General features: G+C 72.7%; 18 protein-coding genes. 10 read left to right on the top strand and 8 right to left on the bottom strand.

What is annotated here, in order from left to right:
- Nucleotides 1–308: 308 nt before the first annotated feature.
- Entirely contained in the window at nucleotides 309–1,586 is a 1,278-nt protein-coding gene (locus tag ACZ4UB_RS37825) for a ricin-type beta-trefoil lectin domain protein (RefSeq protein ID WP_468077563.1), read from the top strand.
- 15 nt (nucleotides 1,587–1,601) lie between these two features.
- Here ACZ4UB_RS37825 and ACZ4UB_RS37820 read toward each other — a convergent pair whose 3' ends face one another.
- From ACZ4UB_RS37820 to ACZ4UB_RS37810, 3 genes are read right to left on the bottom strand one after another with little or no spacing between them, the layout of a single operon-like run.
- Nucleotides 1,602–2,225, bottom strand: a complete 624-nt coding sequence (locus tag ACZ4UB_RS37820; RefSeq protein ID WP_468077561.1) for a hypothetical protein — start codon at nucleotides 2,223–2,225, stop codon at nucleotides 1,602–1,604.
- Nucleotides 2,226–2,285: 60 nt separating this feature from the next.
- Nucleotides 2,286–3,599, bottom strand: coding sequence for an acyltransferase family protein (locus ACZ4UB_RS37815; RefSeq protein WP_468077559.1), 1,314 nt, complete (start codon nucleotides 3,597–3,599; stop codon nucleotides 2,286–2,288).
- A 1-nt stretch (nucleotide 3,600) separates the two neighbouring features.
- A complete protein-coding gene (locus tag ACZ4UB_RS37810; RefSeq protein WP_468077557.1) occupies nucleotides 3,601–4,479 on the bottom strand; it encodes an SGNH/GDSL hydrolase family protein in 879 nt (292 codons plus the stop codon).
- Nucleotides 4,480–4,667: 188 nt separating this feature from the next.
- Here ACZ4UB_RS37810 and ACZ4UB_RS37805 point away from each other — a divergent pair, with 188 nt between their 5' ends.
- The 4 genes from ACZ4UB_RS37805 to ACZ4UB_RS37790 all read left to right on the top strand — a co-directional run bounded on the left by ACZ4UB_RS37805 (nucleotide 4,668) and on the right by ACZ4UB_RS37790 (nucleotide 8,881).
- Nucleotides 4,668–5,372, top strand: a complete 705-nt coding sequence (locus ACZ4UB_RS37805) for a response regulator (RefSeq protein ID WP_468077555.1) — start codon at nucleotides 4,668–4,670, stop codon at nucleotides 5,370–5,372.
- Nucleotides 5,373–5,487: 115 nt separating this feature from the next.
- A complete protein-coding gene (locus tag ACZ4UB_RS37800; RefSeq protein WP_468077553.1) occupies nucleotides 5,488–7,077 on the top strand; it encodes an ATP-binding protein in 1,590 nt (529 codons plus the stop codon).
- Nucleotides 7,074–7,691 carry a GerMN domain-containing protein gene (locus tag ACZ4UB_RS37795; protein WP_468077551.1) on the top strand — a complete coding sequence of 206 codons (618 nt, stop codon included), beginning with the start codon at nucleotides 7,074–7,076 and terminating at the stop codon, nucleotides 7,689–7,691. The genes ACZ4UB_RS37800 and ACZ4UB_RS37795 overlap by 4 nt, the downstream gene beginning before the upstream one ends.
- Nucleotides 7,692–7,852: 161 nt before the next feature.
- Nucleotides 7,853–8,881, top strand: a complete 1,029-nt coding sequence (locus ACZ4UB_RS37790) for an EcsC family protein (protein WP_468077549.1) — start codon at nucleotides 7,853–7,855, stop codon at nucleotides 8,879–8,881.
- Nucleotides 8,882–8,909: 28 nt separating this feature from the next.
- Here the strand turns inward: ACZ4UB_RS37790 and ACZ4UB_RS37785 are convergent, their stop codons facing one another.
- The gene (locus ACZ4UB_RS37785; RefSeq protein WP_468077547.1) at nucleotides 8,910–9,206 is read right to left on the bottom strand and encodes a hypothetical protein; all 297 of its coding nucleotides are present in this window, start codon (nucleotides 9,204–9,206) and stop codon (nucleotides 8,910–8,912) included.
- A 528-nt stretch (nucleotides 9,207–9,734) separates the two neighbouring features.
- On the opposite strand from ACZ4UB_RS37785, the gene ACZ4UB_RS37780 reads away from it, so the two are divergent.
- Complete coding sequence (locus tag ACZ4UB_RS37780; protein ID WP_468077545.1) at nucleotides 9,735–10,214, top strand: ricin-type beta-trefoil lectin domain protein; 480 nt, start codon at nucleotides 9,735–9,737, stop codon at nucleotides 10,212–10,214.
- A 113-nt stretch (nucleotides 10,215–10,327) separates the two neighbouring features.
- On the opposite strand, the gene ACZ4UB_RS37775 is transcribed toward ACZ4UB_RS37780, so the two are convergent.
- Nucleotides 10,328–11,275, bottom strand: coding sequence for a helix-turn-helix domain-containing protein (locus ACZ4UB_RS37775; RefSeq protein ID WP_468077543.1), 948 nt, complete (start codon nucleotides 11,273–11,275; stop codon nucleotides 10,328–10,330).
- 140 nt (nucleotides 11,276–11,415) lie between these two features.
- Here ACZ4UB_RS37775 and ACZ4UB_RS37770 point away from each other — a divergent pair, with 140 nt between their 5' ends.
- Complete coding sequence (locus ACZ4UB_RS37770) at nucleotides 11,416–12,528, top strand: saccharopine dehydrogenase NADP-binding domain-containing protein (protein WP_468077541.1); 1,113 nt, start codon at nucleotides 11,416–11,418, stop codon at nucleotides 12,526–12,528.
- An 8-nt stretch (nucleotides 12,529–12,536) separates the two neighbouring features.
- On the opposite strand, the gene ACZ4UB_RS37765 is transcribed toward ACZ4UB_RS37770, so the two are convergent.
- From ACZ4UB_RS37765 to ACZ4UB_RS37755, 3 genes are all read right to left on the bottom strand, one after another.
- Nucleotides 12,537–13,628, bottom strand: a complete 1,092-nt coding sequence (locus ACZ4UB_RS37765) for an alpha/beta hydrolase family protein (protein ID WP_468077539.1) — start codon at nucleotides 13,626–13,628, stop codon at nucleotides 12,537–12,539.
- Between the two features lie 215 nt (nucleotides 13,629–13,843).
- Nucleotides 13,844–14,065, bottom strand: coding sequence for a translation initiation factor IF-1 (gene infA / locus ACZ4UB_RS37760; protein WP_354382123.1), 222 nt, complete (start codon nucleotides 14,063–14,065; stop codon nucleotides 13,844–13,846).
- A gap of 71 nt (nucleotides 14,066–14,136) precedes the next feature.
- Complete coding sequence (locus ACZ4UB_RS37755; protein WP_468077537.1) at nucleotides 14,137–14,952, bottom strand: GNAT family N-acetyltransferase; 816 nt, start codon at nucleotides 14,950–14,952, stop codon at nucleotides 14,137–14,139.
- Between the two features lie 339 nt (nucleotides 14,953–15,291).
- On the opposite strand from ACZ4UB_RS37755, the gene ACZ4UB_RS37750 reads away from it, so the two are divergent.
- From ACZ4UB_RS37750 to ACZ4UB_RS37740, 3 genes are all read left to right on the top strand, one after another.
- Nucleotides 15,292–17,361 (top strand): phosphocholine-specific phospholipase C, encoded by a 2,070-nt coding sequence (locus ACZ4UB_RS37750; protein ID WP_468077535.1) that lies wholly within the window; start codon nucleotides 15,292–15,294, stop codon nucleotides 17,359–17,361.
- A gap of 181 nt (nucleotides 17,362–17,542) precedes the next feature.
- Nucleotides 17,543–18,760 carry a cytochrome P450 gene (locus ACZ4UB_RS37745; protein ID WP_354382120.1) on the top strand — a complete coding sequence of 406 codons (1,218 nt, stop codon included), beginning with the start codon at nucleotides 17,543–17,545 and terminating at the stop codon, nucleotides 18,758–18,760.
- A 71-nt stretch (nucleotides 18,761–18,831) separates the two neighbouring features.
- Nucleotides 18,832–19,887: a lipoate--protein ligase family protein gene (locus ACZ4UB_RS37740; protein ID WP_468077532.1), complete on the top strand. Its 1,056-nt coding sequence runs from the start codon at nucleotides 18,832–18,834 to the stop codon at nucleotides 19,885–19,887.
- Nucleotides 19,888–19,899 lie beyond the last annotated feature (12 nt).

Raw genomic sequence — 19,899 nt, 5'->3', positions numbered from 1 at the left:
TCCACACCTACAATCACCACCGCGGACACACCGCACTCGCAGGCAAACCACCCGCCAGCCGCGTCCCCAACCTCACAGGGCAATACACCTAGCCCGACCGGCCGGCATGGCCCGACCGTTCGGCAGGGCACGGACGGTGCAGGCATCTTGACGCCGTCGTGGCGTGCACCTTGAATCAAGTAGTGAACGAAGGGTCCCGGACGGTCCGGTTCCGCGTTCACTCCCTGGCGGCGGGCTGCCGTATGTCCTGGCATGCCCATGACAGGACGAGTCCGTTCCGCCCCAGCCCCCCACGCCGAAACGATGTGATGACCGTGCACCCCACGCACCCCACGCACCCCACCTGGCACCGACGCGCGCTCTTATGCGCCCTCGCCCTGGTCTGCTGGGGCGGCCTGACCGCCCCGGCCAGCGGCGACCCGGCCCCCACGCCGACCGCCGCCGCGGCCGTGACCTTCTCGGACGACTTCGACGGACCCGCCGGCGCCGCCGTCGACCCGGGCAAGTGGCAGGTCGAGACCGGGGACAACGTCAACAACCACGAGCGGCAGTACTACACGGCGGGCAACCGCAACGCCGCCCTCGACGGACAGGGCCACCTGGTCATCACCGCCCGTCGCGAGAACCCCTCCGACTACGCCTGCTGGTACGGCCGCTGCGAGTACACCTCGGCCCGGCTGAACACCGCGGGGCGCTTCACCCAGAAGTACGGACACGTCGAGGCGAGGCTCAAGGTGCCGCGGGGCCAGGGCATGTGGCCGGCCTTCTGGATGCTCGGCGACGACATCGGCCAGGTCGGCTGGCCGAACTCCGGTGAGATCGACGTGATGGAGAACGTCGGCTTCGAACCGGCGACCGTGCACGGCACCCTCCACGGACCGGGCTACTCCGGCTCCGGCGGCATCGGGGCGGCGTACTCCCTCCCCGGCGGCCAGGCCTTCGCCGACGCCTTCCACACCTTCGCCGTCGACTGGGCCCCCGACGCGGTCACGTGGTCCGTCGACGGCACCGTCTACCAGCGGCGGACCCCCGCGGACCTGGGCGGCCGCAGCTGGGCCTTCAACAAGCCGTTCTTCCTGATCCTCAACCTCGCGGTCGGCGGCTACTGGCCCGGCGACCCCGACGGCAGCACGGCCTTTCCGCGACAACTGGTGGTCGACCACGTCCGCGTCACCTCCTACGACGGCGGATCCGACGGGCGGAGCGGCCAGATCAGCGGTCTCGCCGGCAAGTGCGTCGACGTGGCCGGCGCCGACCCGGCCAACGGCACCCCGGTCCAGCTCTACGACTGCAACGGCACCGGCGCCCAACGCTGGACCCTCGGCGCCGACGGCACCGTACGGGCGCTCGGCAAGTGCCTCGACGTCGCGAGCGGCGGCACCGCCGACGGCACCCCGGTCCAGCTCTACGACTGCAATGGGACCGGCGCCCAACGCTGGACGGTGTCCGGGGCCCGCGACATCGTCAACCCGCAGGCGAACAAGTGCCTCGACGTCACGGGCGGCAACCCCGCCAACCGGACCCGACTGCAACTGTGGACCTGCACCGGCGCCGCCCAGCAGAAGTGGACGGCCCCGACGTCCTGACCCCCCGCCCCGTTCTCAGGGGCAGGTCTCGTCGGTCTTGGCCACGGTGAAGGCGACGGGCTGGCCGGTGAGGGCGGCTCCCGCCTTCGGCTCCTGGGCGCACACCTTCCAGTTCGACTCCTGAAGGACCATGCGGCTCTGCACCGCGTCCTTCACCGTGATGCTGGCGTTGGCGGGCAGGGCGGCGCGCACGGCCTTCATGCCCTGGCCGACGAAGTCCGGCATGGTGTCCCCGGCGGGCTTCGGGGCCGGGGCGTCGGTCGCGGGGCAGGTCTCTTCGAGCTTGACCGCGCCGAAGTCGACGGTCGTGCCGGTGTCGATCCCGGCGCCGGCGGCGGGGGTCTGCGAACACACCTTCCAGTTCCGGTCGAGGGCCTGGAGCCGGTCGCGGCCGAGCGCGTCGTGGGACGTCAAGTGGTGGAACCCTGCGGCCTGGGCCTCGTCCTGGGCCGTTTGCAGTCCCTTGCCGACGAGGAGGGGAAGAGCGGCCGAAGCCTTCGGCGCCGGTGTGCGGCGCGCGGAAGGCGCCGTGCTCGCGCCGGCGCCCTTGTCCGAGCCCGCTCCGCCCTGCGGACCGCAGGCCGTGAGCGTGAGGGCGGCGGCCGCCGCGAACAGGGCGATGGTGTGCTGTGTACGCATAGCGCCATGTTCGCCGGGACGAACCCACGGCGGGGCCCTCTTGACCGGTCCGTGACGCGGCTAACGTCCCGCCCGGGCGCCGAGTTGGGTGATGTCCACGGTCGGGCCCGAATGCGTGCCAGAGGCGGCGGGGGACAGGAGGGGGAGCGCCAGCCACAGGGCGGTGAGCGCGGCCAGGGTGGCCACCACGGCGAGGGCCCCGCCGCGGCCGTGCGCCCAGCGGGCGCGGTAGCGGACCGGGTCCTCCAGGAAGCTCTTCGAGAGCGCCGCCACCGCGATGGACAGGGTGACCAGACAGGGGGTCCGGGCCCAGCCGGGCAGCTGTGGCCCCGCGTGGTCCAGCAGCAGGATCAACGGCCAGTGCCACAGGTAGAGCCCGTACGAGAGCCCGCCCAACGTGGTCAGGGGGCGCAGGCCGAGCATCCGGCCCAGGGGGGTCCCCGGTGCCCGCGCGAGCAGGGCGATCAGCGCGGCGGCAGCGGCCGAGTGGAGCAGCAGCCCGCCCTGGAAGAGGAAGACCTGCCCCGTGCCCCGGACCAGGGCCCAAGCGGTCGCGAGCAGGACCGCCGGGATCAGCGCGAGCCGCCCCGCGGCCCGCTCGGAGAGCCGGGCGACCCGGTTCCGTACGGCAGGGGCGGCCGCGAGCGCGCCGAGCAGCAGCGCGAAGGCGCGGGTGTCGGTGCCCTCGTAGACCCGGGTGGTGTCCGCGGGGTTGAGCAGCAGGGCCATCAGGGCCGCCGAGACCAGCGCGCCGAGGGCGGCGAGGACGGCCAGCGCCCGGGGGCCGAGGGTCCGGGAGACGGGCGCGCCGCGCCCCACCCGTACGAGGAGCAGCACCAACGGCGGCCACAGCAGGTAGAACTGCTCCTCCACGGCGATGCTCCACAGGTGCGTGAACACCCGGGTCGGGGTCGCCTGGAAGTAGCCGACCTGTTCGGCGACGAAGTGCCAGTTCGCGAGGTTCGCCACGACCCAGGGGGCGTCCTGCCGGGCGAACCGGATCATGGCGGGACCGCCCAGCAGGACGGTCAGGACGAGGGTCCCCGCCAGGGCCGCCGCCAGGGCGGGCAGCAGCCGGCGGGCCCGGCGGCCCCAGAAGGCGGCCAGCGAGATCCGTCCGTCGTTCGCCGCGGCCTCGCGCAGCAGGAGCCCGGTGATCAGGAACCCGGACAGGACGAAGAACAGGTCGACGCCGAGGAAGCCGCCGGGGAGGTCGCCGAGGTGGAAGAGGAGCACCCCGAGGACCGCCAGACCGCGCAGGCCGTCGAGGGGCGGGAGGTGCGCACGTCGGGCGGAGCCGTGGGGCCGCGGCTCGGCCGAGCGGCGGTGCGGGCGCGGCCGGGCCGGGGCCCCCGTCGTCTGCGTGGGCGGCACGTCAGGCGCAGTTCAGCTTCGCGAACACGTCGGACTTCGTCCACGCGCCGTTGGCCCAGCCCTCGGGGGCGGCGGGGGAGAAGCCGGCCAGCTTCCCCAGCTCCGTGCTGAACCACTGCGCGAACCGCGCGGTGCCCTGCTGACAGGAGTGGGTCTTGTCGGAGGAGCGCTGTGCCCGCGGCGCGGTGGCATCGGTGCCCCAGAGGGCGGAGGCGTCGAGGAAGGACGCGTCGGTGGGGTGGGCGGCCACCGCGGCCTTCGCCGCCGCCGGGGCGGATGCGATGTCGCCCTTGTGGTCGGCGTAGAAGCCGGAGGTGTCGAAGGGCGGCGCGGTGACCAGCACCAGGTGGGCTCCGGCGGCCTTGACGGTGGCGATCAGCTTCTCGTAGCCCTGGCGCTGCTCCTGCGGGCTGCCCCAGTCGTAGGTGGTGATCTGGTAGGCGACGGTGTCGGGGTGCGGGGACTTCAGCTGGTCGGCGAGGGTCTTCCAGGTGGACCCGCTGAGCTCGGCCGGGCCGAGGACGCCGCCACCGCCGTCCGAGGCCATGGAGGTGACGGCGATGCCGGAGGACTTCAGGGCGGCCGTCACGGGCAGGGCCTCGCCGACGGCGATGGAGTCGCCCATCCAGAGGAGCTTCGCGGGCTTCTTCAGCGTGCCGGTGCCCGTGCCCGTCGCGGGGGTCGAGGCGGGGGCCGACGCGGACGGGTCCTGCCGCGCGGCGTCCGCCCCGGTGGCGGCGTCGTCCGTACGTCCGGATCCGTTGCCGCACGCGGTGAGGGCGAGGGTGCCGAGGAGGGCCGCGGCGCAGAACGCGGTCGCCCGGCGCGGGCCCGAGCGGGTGGTGCGAGGGGTGGGAACGAGGTGCGTGGTGTGGTTCATGTGGATCAGCCAAACAGCCGCCGGAGCCGATTTCGGGGTTGGTCATCGTCCCGTCACGGACCACGGGTCGACCCGTCATCGGCACCCGAACCCGCTCGCGACGGTGCGGACCGTCATGGTGCCGTCATGTTCTCCTCGCCCGGGATCAGGAAGAATGGCCGCAGTTCCCGAAATGCCCGGAAGGATCCATGGCTCGCGTTTTGCTCATCGAGGACGACCCGGCGATCCGTAGGGGCGTCATGCTCGCGTTGCGTCGCCGCGGGCACGAGGCCGAGTCCACCGCCACCGGCGAGGACGGACTGTTCGCGCTGGAGGACTTCGGTCCCGACCTGGTGCTGCTCGACCTCATGCTGCCCGGCATCAGCGGGCTGGAGGTGTGCCGCCGGATCCGGGCGCTCTCCCAGGTGCCGATCGTCATCCTCTCCGCGCGGGGGGAGGAGATGGACATGATCATCGGCTTGGAGGCGGGCGCCGACGACTACCTCGTCAAACCCGCCAGTGGCGAGCTGCTGGAGGCCCGCATGCGCGCCGTGCTGCGCCGGGTCGCCCCCGCGGACCCGGACGCCGGGGCGACCGCGCCCCGCCCCGAGGGGCCGGAGGAGCACGGGCCGATCACCATCGACCGGGCCGCCCTGATGGTGTTCAAGAACGGCGGCGAGATCTCCCTCGCCCCGGCCGAGCTGAAGCTCCTGTTCTTCCTCACCGACAACCCCGGCCGGGTCTACACCCGCCAGGAACTCCTGGAGAGGGTCTGGGAGTACACCTTCCACGGGGACGTGCGCCTCGTGGACGCCTGTGTGCTGCGGCTGCGCGGTCGGATCGAGGACGACCCGCGCCGGCCGGTCATGATCCAGACCGTCCGGGGGTTCGGCTACCGCTTCGGGCCGCTGTGAGCCGCGCCGCCGCGGCCGGGGTCCCCGGCCGCCGGATCCCGTGGGACCGCGTCCGCCTGGACCGCCTCCGGGTGAGCGGCGCCCCGGTGGACCGCGCACCGACGGCACGGCCCCGGTGAGCCGCCCCCGGCGGACGGTGTGGGCCACCGGACTGCGTGCCCGTCTGGTGGTGGCCTTCCTGCTCGCCACCGCCTTCGGGTCGCTGCTCACCGCCGTGCTCACCTTCCAGGAAGCCCGGGCCACCACGCTGGAGCGGACCCAGAACGCGGCCGTACGGGACCTGCGGACCCAGCTGACCTCCCTCGCCCCCGACCTGTCGATGCCGCCGAGCGCCGCGGACCTGCGCACCCTCACCCTCCAGCTCGACCTGGCGGGCGGGTCGCGCGGCTGGACCACCAGCGCCGTGATGGGGGACGCCGCACCGGTCTCGGCCCAGGGCCCTGTCCCGACTCCCGCTCCCGACGGGACCCGGGCGCCCGGGAGCGGCCCCGCGGCGCGGCCACCGACCGCGCCCGGGGTGCCGGCCGCCCTCGTGGACGCCGTGCGCGAGGGAACCGGCTCCGCCTACCAGCGCTTCGCGCACGACGGCAGGCCCTGGCTCGCGGTCGCCGTCCCGCTGGCGGCCACGGACGAGGGCCGGGACCCGCAGCCCACGCAGCTCAGGGTCTTCGCCGTGTTCCCGCTCGACAAGGAGGCGTCCGACATCGCGGCCCTGGTCACGGCCGCCGAGGTGGGCATCGTCCCGGCCCTGGCCCTGGCGCTCGTACCGGCGCTGCTGGCCGCCCGCCGGGTCCTGCTGCCCGTACGCCGGCTGCGGCGCGGCGCCCAGCAGGTCGCGGAGGGGCGCCTCGACACCCGGCTCGACGTCACCGGCAAGGACGAACTGGCCGGGCTCACCGCCACCTTCAACACCATGGCCGCCACACTCCAGCGCGACGACGCGGAACTGCGGCGCCTGGAGGAGAACGCCCGCAGGTTCGCCGCCGACGTCGCCCACGAACTGCGCACGCCGCTCGCCGCGATGACCGCCGTCGTCGATGTCCTGGACGAGGACGCGGCCTCGGGCGCGCTGCCACCGGACGCGGCCGACGCGGCCTCCCTCGTCGCCTCCGAGACCCGGCGGCTGGCCCGTACCGTCGAGGACCTGATGGAGGTGGCGCGCTTCGACGCGGGCCGCGCCGAACTGCACGCCGAGGAGAGCGACTTGCGCACCGCACTGGCCACCACCCTGCGGCTGCGCGGCTGGCAGGGGGATCCGCGGATCGTCGTCGACCTGCCCGGGCCGCTGCCCGTGCGGATCGACACCCGCCGGATCGACGTGGTCCTCGCCAACCTCGTCGGCAACGCCCTGCACCACGGCCGGCCGCCGGTGACCGTGCGCGGTCGGACCTGCGGGCGGCACGCCACCGCCGTCCTGACCGTCACGGACGCGGGCCCCGGCATCGCGCGGGCCGCCCTGCCGCACGTCTTCGACCGCTTCTTCAAGGCGGACTCGGCCCGACCGCGCTCCGAGGGCAGCGGCCTGGGACTGGCCATCGCCGAGGAGAACGTCCGCCTGCACGGCGGCACCCTCACCGCGGCCAACGCTCCCGGGCCGGAGGCCGGCGCGGTGTTCACCCTGACCCTCCCGCTGGTCCGGGCGGCCCCCGACGCCCGCACGGCCGCCGCGGATCCCGGATGCCCCGAGCCCGAGGAGCCGTCGTGACGCGCCGTACCGTCCGCGCCCGCGCGGGTGCGGCGGTCGTCGCGGTGGCGCTGCTGGTGGCCGGGGCGTCGGCCGCCCTCTCCGGTTGCGGCATCAGCTCCACCGGCCCGGTCCGCGCGGGCGGCCCCGCCACCGGCGTCCCGCAGCGGCCGGACGGGACCCGGAGCGTGGAGCTGTACTTCGCCAGCCCGTACGGGATCCGCCAGGCATCGCGTCCCACCAACGGCCCCCCTACCGCGCAGCAGGCCCTGAACCTCCTGCTGGAGGGTCCCACCGAGGGGGAGCGCGCCCGGGGGCTGAGCAACCACGTCCCCCTGTTCCCGCGCCAGCCGAGCGCCTTCGCCGGTGACGGCGGGGTCGACCTCTACGTGCCCCTGTCGGTCTCGACCGGGGAGCTGGACAACATCGCGCTGAGCCAGCTGGTCTGCACCCTGGCGCACGCCAAGACCCGCGAGGACATCGCGCCGGACAGGGTGGTCGTCAGGGTGCACGAGAACAGCCCGGCCGGACCGCTGCCCAAGGAACCCGGCTTCCCGGTGCGCTGCGGGCCGCAATCCGTGGCCGTCCCGGCCTTCGGAACGAGCCCGCCGCCCGGTCAGGAGGCGCAGGGGTAGCGGTGGCCCGAGGCGGCAAGGGTTCGGCTCCTGGCCGCTATCGCGCCGCGCATCGCCTCGAACACGTAATGTCCTGCGAGGAGTTCCCCGTCCAGCGGCGCCGATCCGTGGCCGCGACCGCGCGGAACTGCTTCCGAGCACTTCGATACCGAGGCGACCACATGACTCTCTCCGCTTACGAACAACGGGAGTGGGACCGGCTCCAGGAGCGGAAGGCGGCCTCCCTCGACAAGCAGGCGAGGAACCTCCTTCCGCGACAGGCCCGTGACCGCCTCGCCGCACTGGGCCAGAAGGCGCGGGGCGTCCCGGGCGCCGACAAGGTGGTCGCCGCCTACGGCGGGGCGGCGAGGGGCCTCGGCAAGGCCGTGAGCGGCACCGCGAGCCGGACCGTGAGCAAGAAGCGCGTGGTCGAGCAGTACCGGCGGGCCGGACACGACACCGCCGGGCTGGGCGGGATACGCGAGCTCGACCTGGAGGTCGTCGACGAGGTCGCGCGCCACAACGCGGTGCGGTACGGCCACGCGCTCTCGGCGGCGGCGACGGGCCTGGGCTCGGCCGCGGCGGTGACGGGCGGCGAGGTGCTCGCCAGCGCGGGAACGATCGCCGGCGCGGGTGCGGGCGCCGCACCCGGAATCGGCACCGTGGCCGGCGCGATGGCCGCGGACACCGCCATGATGCTCGCCCTCGCCACGCGGGTGGTCGCCTCGACGGCCCTCTACTACGGCTACGACCCGAACGACCCCGAAGAGGAGGTCTTCGTGATGTCCGTGATCGCCCTCGGCATGTCCACGGGCACGCCGGCGAAGGCGGCCGCGTACGCCGAACTCTCCCAGCTCACCCAGCTGCTCGTGCGCAACGCACCGTGGACGAAGCTGAACGAGAAGGTCCTCACCCGGATCGCCCAGCGCTTCGCGGCGAAGTTCGCGCAGCAGCTCCCGAAGAAGAAGCTCGGGCAGTTCGTGCCGGTCGCCGGCATGGCCGTCGGCGCGGGCCTCAGCTACCTGCTCATCGATCGCGTCGCCGTCTCGGCACGGGACGCCTACCGCGAGCGCTTCTTGATCGAGAAGTCGGACGGCGACCTGACCGGTGCCCCGGTCCCGGACCACCGTGCCCCCGACCCCGACCCCGAGCCGGACGAGGACGGCATCGGCCTGATCACGATGCTCCGGGAGGAGGACGTCCTCCCGTAGACCGCGGCCCGATGCGACGGCGGGGCCCTCAGCCCCGGCGTTCCCACGCCCGCTCCGGGCGATGGGCCGCACCCGTGATCGTCATCCAGCACAGCCGGCAGAAGATCGTGTCGGAGTCCTCGTCGAAGGCGAGCCCCTCCGGTTGTCCCGGTACGGCCCTGGCCACCGCGAAGTCGATCGACGACTCCAGGTGGCACACCTGATCGGCCTTGGTCGGCCAGAACGGCTCCCTGCTCCAACCACCGGGCCGCGGCGTGAACCTGCTGCCGGCCCGGACGAGCGCGTCGACCAGTTCGTACATGTGTTGCTCGCCGTGCTGCTCCATGGCCGAAGTCTGCACCCTTCCCCGCGAGCCGGGGCCGGCGGGCGGCCCCGCGACCCCGTACGGCGCCGCGCGAACGAGCCGATCAGCTCGCCCGCCCTCGGCGCGGCTCGCCCGCCCGTGGGTTCGCCGCATTCCGTTGGCTTGAATTGAGCGGGGAAATAAAAAACGTTTCAGCGCGGGATGGAGTTTCCTGATCGATTCCCTTGACGGTCGTTCGAGGGCCGGGCTGGGGTGCAGGATCCTTTCGGCATTCTCTGCAATCGACTGCTGCGTGGCGTCGATTTCCGGACGCCCTGGAACGGACGAGCGGGGTGCCGATCCCCCCCCGTCTGTGCTGGGCGGATAGCCGGCCCAAGATCATCGGATCATCCGTGGACTACCCGCTTCGGGTGAAGGGGCGCCGAGATTTCTATTCGTCGCTCCGTAATCGCTGATATCAATGCGCTTGCGCTCGCATTCGAGCCGGATAACCCGACTTCCTCGCCGTGCGTGGCTCGCGCCGGCTTGCCTTGAGAATGGAATCGCACCATGGCAATCGCCCTGCGCAAGACCCTCGCCCTCGCCGTGCTGTCCGTGACCGCCTCCCTCCTGCCCGTCGGCGGGGCGGGAGCGGCGAACGCCGCGCCGCAGACGGTGCGGGTACCCGGCCGGTACTGCCTCGCCAATGCCTGGGACACCCCCAACCTCTCCACGAAGCCGTGCAACACCGGGGACCGGGGCCAGCACTGGACCGTCTCCGGTCAGCAGATCTCCCTCACCAACGCGCGGGCCTACTGTCTGGCCAACACCTGGAACTCCGCCCAGATCTCGGTGAAGCCGTGCAACCCCAACGACCAGGGGCAGTACTGGAACGTCTCGGGCCAGCAGATCTCCCTCGCCTTCGCCCCGGCCTACTGCCTCGCCAACACCTGGGACACCCCGAACCTCTCCACGAAGGCGTGCGACAAGAACGACCGCGGTCAGAGCTGGGCGATCTTCAACGACCAGATCAGCCTGGCGCTGGCCTGATCGCTCGACGCCCGTGCCCGGGGCGCACGAGGACGGCCCCGGGCACGGGCGTGCGGCTTCGCCCCGGATCCGCACCGGTCCGGCGTGGATCCGGAGGGGGGTCGCCCGGGCCGTCAGGGGGTGTCGTAGCTGCGGAACGTGCGTCGGTAGGTGTCGGGCGGGACTCCGACGGTACGGCTGAAGTGTCGGCGCAGGGTGGTCGCGGTGCCCATGCCGGTGGCCGTGGCGATCGTGTCGACGGTGGCGTCCGTCCCCTCCAACAACTCCTGCGCGTGCCTGATCCGTTGGGCCAGTAGCCACTGGAGCGGAGTGGTGCCGGTGACCGCCTTGAAGTGGCGGGCCAGGTGGCGGGAGCTCATGCCGGCCCGCTGCGCGAGGTGCTCCACGGTCAGGGGTTCGTCGAGGCGCTGGAGGACCCACGGCAGCAGCTCGGCCAGCGGATGGTTGCCCGGCTCGGGCACGGGCGTGGTGACGAACTGGGCCTGCCCGCCCTCGCGGTGCGGCGGCACCACCAGACGCCGCGCGACGACGTTCGCGACCCTGGTTCCGTGGTCCAGGCGCACCAGGTGCAGGCACAGGTCCATCGCGGCGGCCTTCCCCGCCGACGTCAGCACGCTGCCGTTGTCGACGTAGAGCACATCGGGGTCCACCGTGACCCGGGGATGGCGCCGGGCCAACTCGCTCGTGTGCCCCCAGTGCGTGGTGGCCCGCCACCCGTCCAACAGCCCCGCCGCCGCCAGGACGAACGCACCCGTGCACAGGGAGGCCACCCGTGCGCCGGCCTCGTGCGCGGCGCGCACCGCGTCGACGAGCTCGGCCGGCGGGTCCCGGTCCACATCGGCCCAGCCCGGCACGATCACGGTGTCCGCCGTCGTCAGGGCCTCCAGACCGGCGTCGGGTTCCATCCGGAACCGGCCGACCGTCACGGGACCTGGCCCGCACAGGGTGAACCGGTACCACGGGTCCACCAGGTGCGTCAGGTCCGACCCGAAGACCTCGCAGGCCAGGGCCAGTTCGAGGTGGAGCATGCCGTCCGTGACGGCCAAGGCGACGTGATGCATGTCCGAAACTGTACGGGGCGCGTCGTTTCCGCCACTCACGCACCCCCCGCGGCTGCCGACAGGATGATCACAACAGCCCGGACCGGCCCCGCGAACACGGGGATCGGGCAGGGAGTCGAAGGCAACAGGGGAGCGGTCTCATGAACGGCATCACGACGGGCAACGCCAGCACGGGCCACAGCATCGCGGGCCACAGCACCGCGGGCAACACCAGCGAGGGCGGCGCCCCGACGGGCAGCGCCATCACGGTCTACGGCGCCTACGGGCACACCGGCAGGTTCGTGGTCGCGGAGCTGCTGGCCCGCGGCTACGTTCCGGTCCTCTCCGGCCGCGACCGCGACAAGCTCGACGCCCAGGCCGCCGAGACCGGTCTGCGCTCCAGCCCCGCCACGGTCGACGATCCCTCCGCGCTGGACCTCGCCCTGAGCGGGTCCGCCGCGGTCATCAACTGCGCCGGCCCCTTCGCCTCGACCACGGGCCCCGTCATCGAGGCCGCCCTGCGGGCCGGCATCCCGTACCTGGACGTGGCCGCCGAGCTGGAGGCCAACCTCGACACGTTCGCCCACTACGCCCACCGCGCCCGTGCGGCCGGGGCGGTCATCGTCCCCGCCATGGCCTTCTTCGGCGGCCTCGGCGACCTGCTCGTCACCACCGCGATGGGCGACTGGACGCGGGCCGACGAGGCGCACATCGCCTACGGCCTCAGCCACTGGCACCCCACCGCCGGAACGCGCCTCTCCGGCAGCGTCTCGCGCGAACGCCGGGGCGAGCGTCGCCTGCGCTACGCCGACGGCGCGTGGCAGTACCGTACGGACACCCCGCCCACCGTGGAGTGGCCCTTCCCCGCCCCGATGGGCCCCCGTCCCGTCATCACCGAGTTCACGATGGCCGACGTCGTCACCGTCACCGACCACCTCGCCATCCGCGACGTCCACACCCACATGCTCGCCGAGGCCGCCCGGGACATCGCCTCGCCCGACACCCCGGCCCCCACGGCCACCGACGAGCACGGCCGTTCCGACCAGACCTTCCTCGTGGACGCCGTCGTCCGCGCGAACGGCGTCGAGCGCCGCGTCGTCGCGGAGGGCCGGGACATCTACGCGGTCACCGCGCCCCTCGTCGTCGAGGCCCTCGACCGGGTGCTGACCGGCCGGGTCCGTACCACGGGCGTCGCCTCCGCCGGCCAGGTCTTCGACGCCCCCGACTTCCTGGCCGCCCTGGCCCCGCACGTCACCCTCCGCACCACCGGCTGAGCCACCCGCTACTTCAGGTACGCGTCGAAGAACGCGGTCGCCGCGTCGATCGCGGCCCGGCGCTGCTCCGCTGGTCCGAGCCGCACGGGGTCGCCGGAACCGTTGGTGCTCCTGCACCGGCCGCCGGCGAGGTCGCGGTGCTCCACGGCGACGTCGTCCGTGGCGAAGGCCGGCCCGCTGCCGGGGGTCCAGACGGTGTTGAAGTAGTTGTGGTTGCCGCCCTTCAGCTCGACGTGCCGGGCGTGGGGGTTCCCGGCCGCCATCGCGAGCGGGATCTCGCTGTCGTCCCACATCGCGTCACAGGTTCCGGCGACCACGGTGAGGGGCACGCGGCTGATGCGTTCCTTCGCGGCGTCGATCCCGTTCATGGCGGGCGCGAACGCCATCGTGGCCCTGATGTTCACCCCCGGTACCCGGGCGTGGCTGTCCAGGACCTGCGACAGGACGCCGCCGCCACCGCGCGAATGCCCCAGGGTGCCGACGCGGTCCGGGTCCACCCGGCCGGCGAGCTGACCGAGCGCCCGCAGGGGGCCCTTGCCCTCGGAGAGCTGCTGCCACATCCGCAGGTGCTCGTCGAGCAGGCCGGCGCGCGCGACGTCGCCCCGCTTCGTCTCGTGGGCCTGGATGCCGTTGGCCGACACCGACACCACGACGTACCCCTTCTCGGCCAGGGCGTCGGCGAGGTAGGAGTAGCCCAGGTAGTTGTCGACCGGCCGTGCCTTCCCGCCGCACGGCCAGGCGTACGGGCGTACCGGCTCGTCCCCCGCCCGACACGTGTCCGCCCACCCGTGGAGCATCACCACCAAGGGGTGCTTCCCGGTGCCCAGCTCGCGCGGGTAGGTGACCGCGGCCCTCAGCTCCGTGAGCTGCCCGTCCAGACCGGGCGGGGCGTAGGCGGTGTCGCCCAGGTCGTAGGTGACGCGCGTGGTGCGCTCCGCGTCGACCTGCGGGGAGATCACGGCGGGGTGGGCGACGGCCGTGGGGCGGACGGCGTCCCCCGGCTGGGCGGATCCGCCGCAAGCGGTGACCAGGGCGAGCCCGGTGAGGGCGACGGCCGCGAACAGGAGCCGATGGGACGGGAGGCGGGTGGGTACGGGCATGCGCGTGTCGGCCTTCGGAGCGTCGTGGGGTGGGATGCGCCGCGACAGCCGGCCGGCTGTGGTGGTGAGGGTGGCCGCGGCGATACGTCCGAACCGTACGGGCCCGGTTTGTCGGTCACGTATCGGTTGGGGTGCGCCCGTGTCCCAGTGCGGCCGCGAACCGAACCGGGCTCCGACGGTGCGTCACCGTCGGAGCCCGGCCGCCTACGGCCGCTCTACCTGTAGCGGTAGAGGATGCGGCCGCGGGTGAGGTCGTAAGGGCTCAGCTCCACGATCACCCGGTCGAACGGAAGGATCTTGATGTAGTTCTTCCGGATCTTTCCGCTGATGTGGGCGAGGACCTTGTGTCCGTTTTCGAGCTCCACCCTGAAGGTGGCGTTGCGCAGGCACTCGGTGACGGTGCCCTCGGTTTCCAGGGCGCCTGTTGTTCTCGGCAAGTCGACTCGCTTCCCCGTCATGTGACGGTGGGTTCGGCAATGAATGGGACTGTGAAAGGTACGGCGGCGCGTCAGCTGCGCACCCACTCGACGGTGCGGCCCGCGGTCCGGGCACCGACACCCTCGAACAACGCCGTGGCCGCCGCGTTGGATTCGTCGACCTCGGCCCGGGCGGTCGCGACCCCGGAGCGGTGCAGCCCGCCCAGGACCGAGGCCAGCAGCGCCCTGGCGATGCCGCGGCGGTGCTCGTCGGCCCGTACGGCGATCAGGCCGATCCGGGGCTGGCGGGGCAGGGGTCCCAAGCGGACCATGCCCACGTAGCGGTCGCCCTGCGCCGCCACGGCGTAGGTCGAGGGGTCCACGACGGTGACCCCGGCCGGGAGCGCGATCACCTCGGCCGGCATCCGCCGCCAGCCGACCGCGGCCTCGACCTCGTCGCGGATCGCGCGGTCCACGGCGCACAGCGGTTCGCGCTCCGCGGCTCCGACGGGCACGATCCGCACGCCCGCGGGCGTCGGCGCGGCGTCGAGGCCCGTGAGGGCGGGGTCGGTGGGCACGAGGTACTCCCGCTCCCGCCGCCCGATCGTGAAGCCGGCGCGCTGCCACCCGGCGGTCGAGTCGAGGTCGGCCTCGTCGATCAACGCGTGGAGGGGGACCGGCAGGTCCGCCACCATCGCGGCCGCGAGCCGGTCGAAGGCCTCGGCGTGCCAGGCGTCGACGCTGAGGAAGAGTCGCCCGTCGGGCCGGACCGACACGTCGCCGCGGCCGACCTCGAGGTCGGCCTCCAGGGCGTGCCACTGGTGCTCCGCGGTCCGGGTGATCGTGGTGACGCGATCGCCCGTGCCGGCGGTCGGGGTGGGAAGGGGGGTGTGACGTATGGGATCCATGGGTTTCGCCCTTTCGCGAGTGCCTTGTCGTGGAGGCACCCCCGGCGACACCTGCGTCAGCCGCCCACCGTGACGGAATGGGGGAGTACCCACCTGCGTACAGCGTTCATGGGTCACACCTCCTAGGTCCGGTCACGTCCTTCGGCACCGTACCCGCCGCGGACCCGCCGTGGCCAATCCTTTTCCGCCCCCGGCGAATGGCCGAACTCCTGCGGAATCCGACTGACGTTCGCCTGGTGTATCCATCACCTTCACGCCAGGCTCCCTCTCCGGTACCCCGCGCACGATGTCCTGGGGGCGCTCCACCACTTCTCGATCGAAGCAGAGGTCCCTCCCGCCATGGCAGATCTGAACCGCCGCCGCTTCCTCCAGCTCACCGGCGGCGCCGCCGCCCTGACCCTGCTCAACGAGAGCATCGCGCGCGCCGCGGCCATCCCCGCGCAGGGGACGACCGGCACCATCGCCGACGTCGAGCACATCGTGGTCCTGATGCAGGAGAACCGTTCCTTCGACCACTATTTCGGTGCGCTGCGCGGCATCCGCGGCTTCGGTGACCCCCGTCCGGTGACGCTGCCCAGCGGGAAGTCCGTGTGGCACCAGAGCGACAACGCGGGCAAGGAGACCCTGCCCTTCAGGCCGCCGTCGGACGACCTGGGCATGGAATTCCTCCAGGGCCTCAACCACGACTGGGCGGGCGGCCAGAGCGCCTTCAACAAGGGCAAGTACGACAACTGGGTGCCGGCCAAGACGCCCGCCACCATGGCCCATCTCACGCGCGAGGACATCCCGTTCCACTACGCCCTCGCCGACGCGTTCACCATCTGCGACGCCTACCACTGTTCGTTCATCGGCTCGACCGACCCCAACCGCTACTACCTCTGGTCGGGCCACACCGGCAACGACGGCACGGGCGGCGGCCCGGTCCTCAACAACGCCGAGGCCGGGTACGGCTGGACCACGTACCCCGAGCGACTGGAGGCGGCCGGGATCTCCTGGAAGGTCTACCAGGACATCGGCAACGGCCTCGACGCGGCCGGTTCCTGGGGTTGGATCAGCGACGCCTACCGCGGCAACTACGGCGACAACTCGCTGCTCTACTTCAACAACTACCGCAATGCCAAGCCCGGCGACCCGCTCCACGACAAGGCCCGCACCGGTACGGACGCCCGGACCGGCGAGGGCTACTTCGACCGGCTGCGCGCCGACGTCGCCGCGGGCACGCTGCCCGAGGTCTCCTGGATCGCCGCCCCCGAGGCCTTCAGCGAACACGCCAACTGGCCCTCGAACTACGGCGCCTGGTACATCGCGCAGGTGCTGGACGCGCTCACCTCCAACCCCGACGTCTGGGCCCGTACGGCGCTGTTCATCACCTACGACGAGAACGACGGCTTCTTCGACCACGTCGTGCCGCCGTACGCCCCCGCGAACGCGGGCCAGGGCCTGTCGACCGTCCCGACCGCCCTCGACGTCTTCCCCGGCAAGGCCGGCTACGTCGCCGGACCGTACGGGCTCGGCCCGCGCGTGCCGATGCTCGTCGTCTCGCCCTGGAGCACCGGCGGCTACTCCTGCTCCGAGACCTTCGACCACACTTCCGTGATCCGCTTCATGGAGCAGCGCTTCGGCGTGCGGGAGCCCAACATCTCCCCTTGGCGCCGGGCCGTCTGCGGTGACCTGACCTCCGCCTTCGACTTCGCCCGCAAGGACACCGGGACGGCCCCGCTGCCCGACACCGGTATGTGGCAGCCGCAGGACCGCGACCGTCACCCCGACTTCCTGGCCACCCCGCCGGCCGTGGCGAGCATGCCGCGCCAGGAGAAGGGGCAGCGGTCGACGCGTCCGCTGAAGTACGCCCCGTACGTGGACGGCGCGGCCCTCACGGGCGAGGGCAAGTTCCGGCTGACCTTCAGCGGCGGCAAGGAGCTCGGGGCGCAGTTCTACGTCACCTCCGGCAACCGGACGGACGCCCCCTGGACCTACACGACCGAGGCGGGCAAGTCGATCGCGGACACCTGGAACACCGCCTACTCGGCCGGGGTCACCGACCTGACCGTGCACGGCCCGAACGGCTTCCTGCGCGGGTTCCGCAACCCCGGCGCCACCGCCGGGCCCGAGGTCACGGCCCGCCACAACGCCACCACCGGCAACCTGGACCTCACCCTCACCAACGCGGGGGCCGCCACCGCGACCCTCACGGTCACCAACGCCTACGGCGGCGGCCCCAAGCGCCTCACGGTCGCCAAGGGGGCCACCGTGACGTACAGCGTCCCCCTGAAGAACACCCGCCGCTGGTACGACGTCAGCGTCACCGCCTCCGAGACCGCGAACTTCGCCCGCCGCTTCGCGGGCAAGGTGGAGACCGGCGCGCCGGGCCTGTCCGACCCGGCGATCCTGACGAACCAGTCGTCCTGACGAACCAGTCGTCCTGACCGCACGCGGCCACGCCCAGCCCCCGCCCCGATGCCGCCCGGCACCGGGGCGGGGGCGCCGTGCGCGCCGACCGGGAGGCGACCTGCTCCGCGCCCGTCGCACGCGATGACTTGACACTTCGTCAGCAGGGGAGCAGCCTCTGCGCCGACGAAAGGACCGCCCCGTGGTGGACACCGGCGACATGGACCTGCTCGAAGACACCTGGGCCCGCGAGGTCCCGCACGCGCTGTTCACCCGGCTGCGCCGGGAGGACCCGGTGCACTGGCACGAGGTGCCGGGCCGGCACGCCGGCTTCCACGCCGTCACCCGCCACGCCGACGTCAAGGCCGTCAGCCGCGATCCCGAGCTGTGGTCCACCGAACTCGGCTCGTTCATGATCCGCGACCAGGACCCCGACGCCCTGGCGGCCCTGCGCCTGGTCCTGTTGGGCATGGACGCCCCGCGCCACTCCCGCTACCGCGCACTGGTCAGTGCGGGATTCACGCCCCGGGTGGTGCGCGGGCTCGCGGTCCGGATCCGTGAGCGGGCGCTCGCCCTGGTGGAGCGCGCCGTCACCCCGGGCCGGGAGATGGACTTCGTCGATGAGGTCGCCTCCTGGCTGCCGATCCAGACCATCTGCGAGATGGTCGGCGTACCGGAGGAGGACGAACGGCTCATCTACGAGTGGAGCAACCGGATGGCCGGCAGCCAGGACCCGGAGCTCTCGGCGGGCAAGCACGACAGCGACCTCGCGGCCGCCGAGATCTACGCCTACTGCGCCGAGCTGTCGGCGCGGCGGCGGGCCCGGCCCCGACAGGACATCCTCTCCACGCTCGTCCACGCCGAGGTCGACGGGGACCGGCTCACCCCGGACGAGATCAACATGTTCTTCGTCCTGCTGTGCGTCGCGGGCAACGAGACCACCCGCAACCTGCTCTCCCACACCCTGCTCGCCCTGATCGAACACCCGGCGGCGCGCGCCGAACTGGCCGCGGCGCCCGACGACGAGGCCCTGTGGACCTCGGCGACGGAGGAGTTCCTGCGCTGGGGCGGCTCGATCCACAACTTCCGGCGCACCGCCACCCGCGACACCACCCTGCGCGGCCGGCACATCGCCGAGGGGGAGAAGGTGGTGACCTACTACACCTCCGCCAACCGGGACGAGGAGGTCTTCGCCGACCCCTTCGTCTTCGACGTCCGCCGCACCCCGAACGAGCACCTCACCTTCGGTGGTGGCGGCCCGCACTTCTGCCTCGGCGCCGGCCTCGCGCGCACCCAGATCAAGACCCTCGTCCGCGAGCTGCTGCGCCGCCACCCGGACGTCGTCCTCACCGGCGAGGTCCGCCGGCTGCGCTCGGACTTCATCAACGGGGTGAAATACCTCCCGGTGCGCTTCGGATAACGTGGGATGTCATGTCAATACCGGTCAATTCCATCGAACGGGCCGGTAGCAACCCCCGAAGGACGTTCCCGGTGCACGGTGAGTACAAGGTTCCCGGCGGCAAGCTCGTCGTCGTCGATCTGGAGCGCGAGGGAGAGGTCTTGCGCGGGGTCCGGGTCTCCGGCGACTTCTTCCTCGAACCCGACGAAGCGCTCGACGCCGTCGACCGCGCCCTCGAAGGCGCCCCCGCCGACACCGACGCGGCCGAGCTCGCCGCCCGGATCACCGCCGCCCTGCCCGAGGGGACCCAGATGTTCGGGGTGAGCGCCGAGGGCATCGCCATCGCCGTGCGCCGCGCCCTGGCCCGGGCCACCGAGTGGGCCGCGCACGACTGGCGGCTCATCCGCATGCCCCCGCAGGAACCCGCCCTGCACATGGCCCTGGACGAGGTCCTCACCCACGAGGTCGCCGCCGGCCTGCGGCCCCCGACCCTGCGGGTGTGGGAATGGGGCGCCCCGGCCGTGGTCATCGGCAGCTTCCAGTCGCTGCGCAACGAGGTCGACCCCGAGGGCGCGCGTCGGCACGGCATGACGGTGGTGCGCCGGATCTCGGGCGGCGGAGCCATGTTCATCGAGCCCGGCAACACCATCACCTACTCCCTCTCGGTGCCGCAGTCGCTCGTCTCGGGGCTCTCCTTCGCCGACTCCTACGCCTATCTGGACGACTGGGTCCTCGGGGCGCTCGGCGAGATGGGCGTCAGGGCCTGGTACCAGCCCCTGAACGACATCGCCACCGAAGCCGGGAAGATCGCGGGCGCGGCCCAGAAGCGGATCGTGTCCGGCGCGGGCGCCGTACTGCACCACGTGACGATGGCCTACGACATCGACGCCGACAAGATGACCGAGGTGCTGCGCATCGGCCGCGAGAAGCTCTCGGACAAGGGGACGAAGAGCGCCAAGAAGAGGGTGGACCCGCTGCGCCGCCAGACCGGGCTCTCCCGCGAGGAGGTCATCGACCGGATGGTCGGCGCCTTCCGCGGCCGTTACGGCCTGACCGAGGACACGGTGACCCCGCAGGAGCTCTCCCGCGCCCGCGATCTGGCGGCGACGAAGTTCGCCACGCGGGAGTGGACCGCCCGCGTTCCGTAGCGTTCCGTAGCG

Source organism: Streptomyces sp. NPDC028419 (assembly GCF_055565515.1).
Note: the sequence above shows the minus strand (reverse complement) of the source record. Positions and strands in the feature narration are given on the sequence as shown.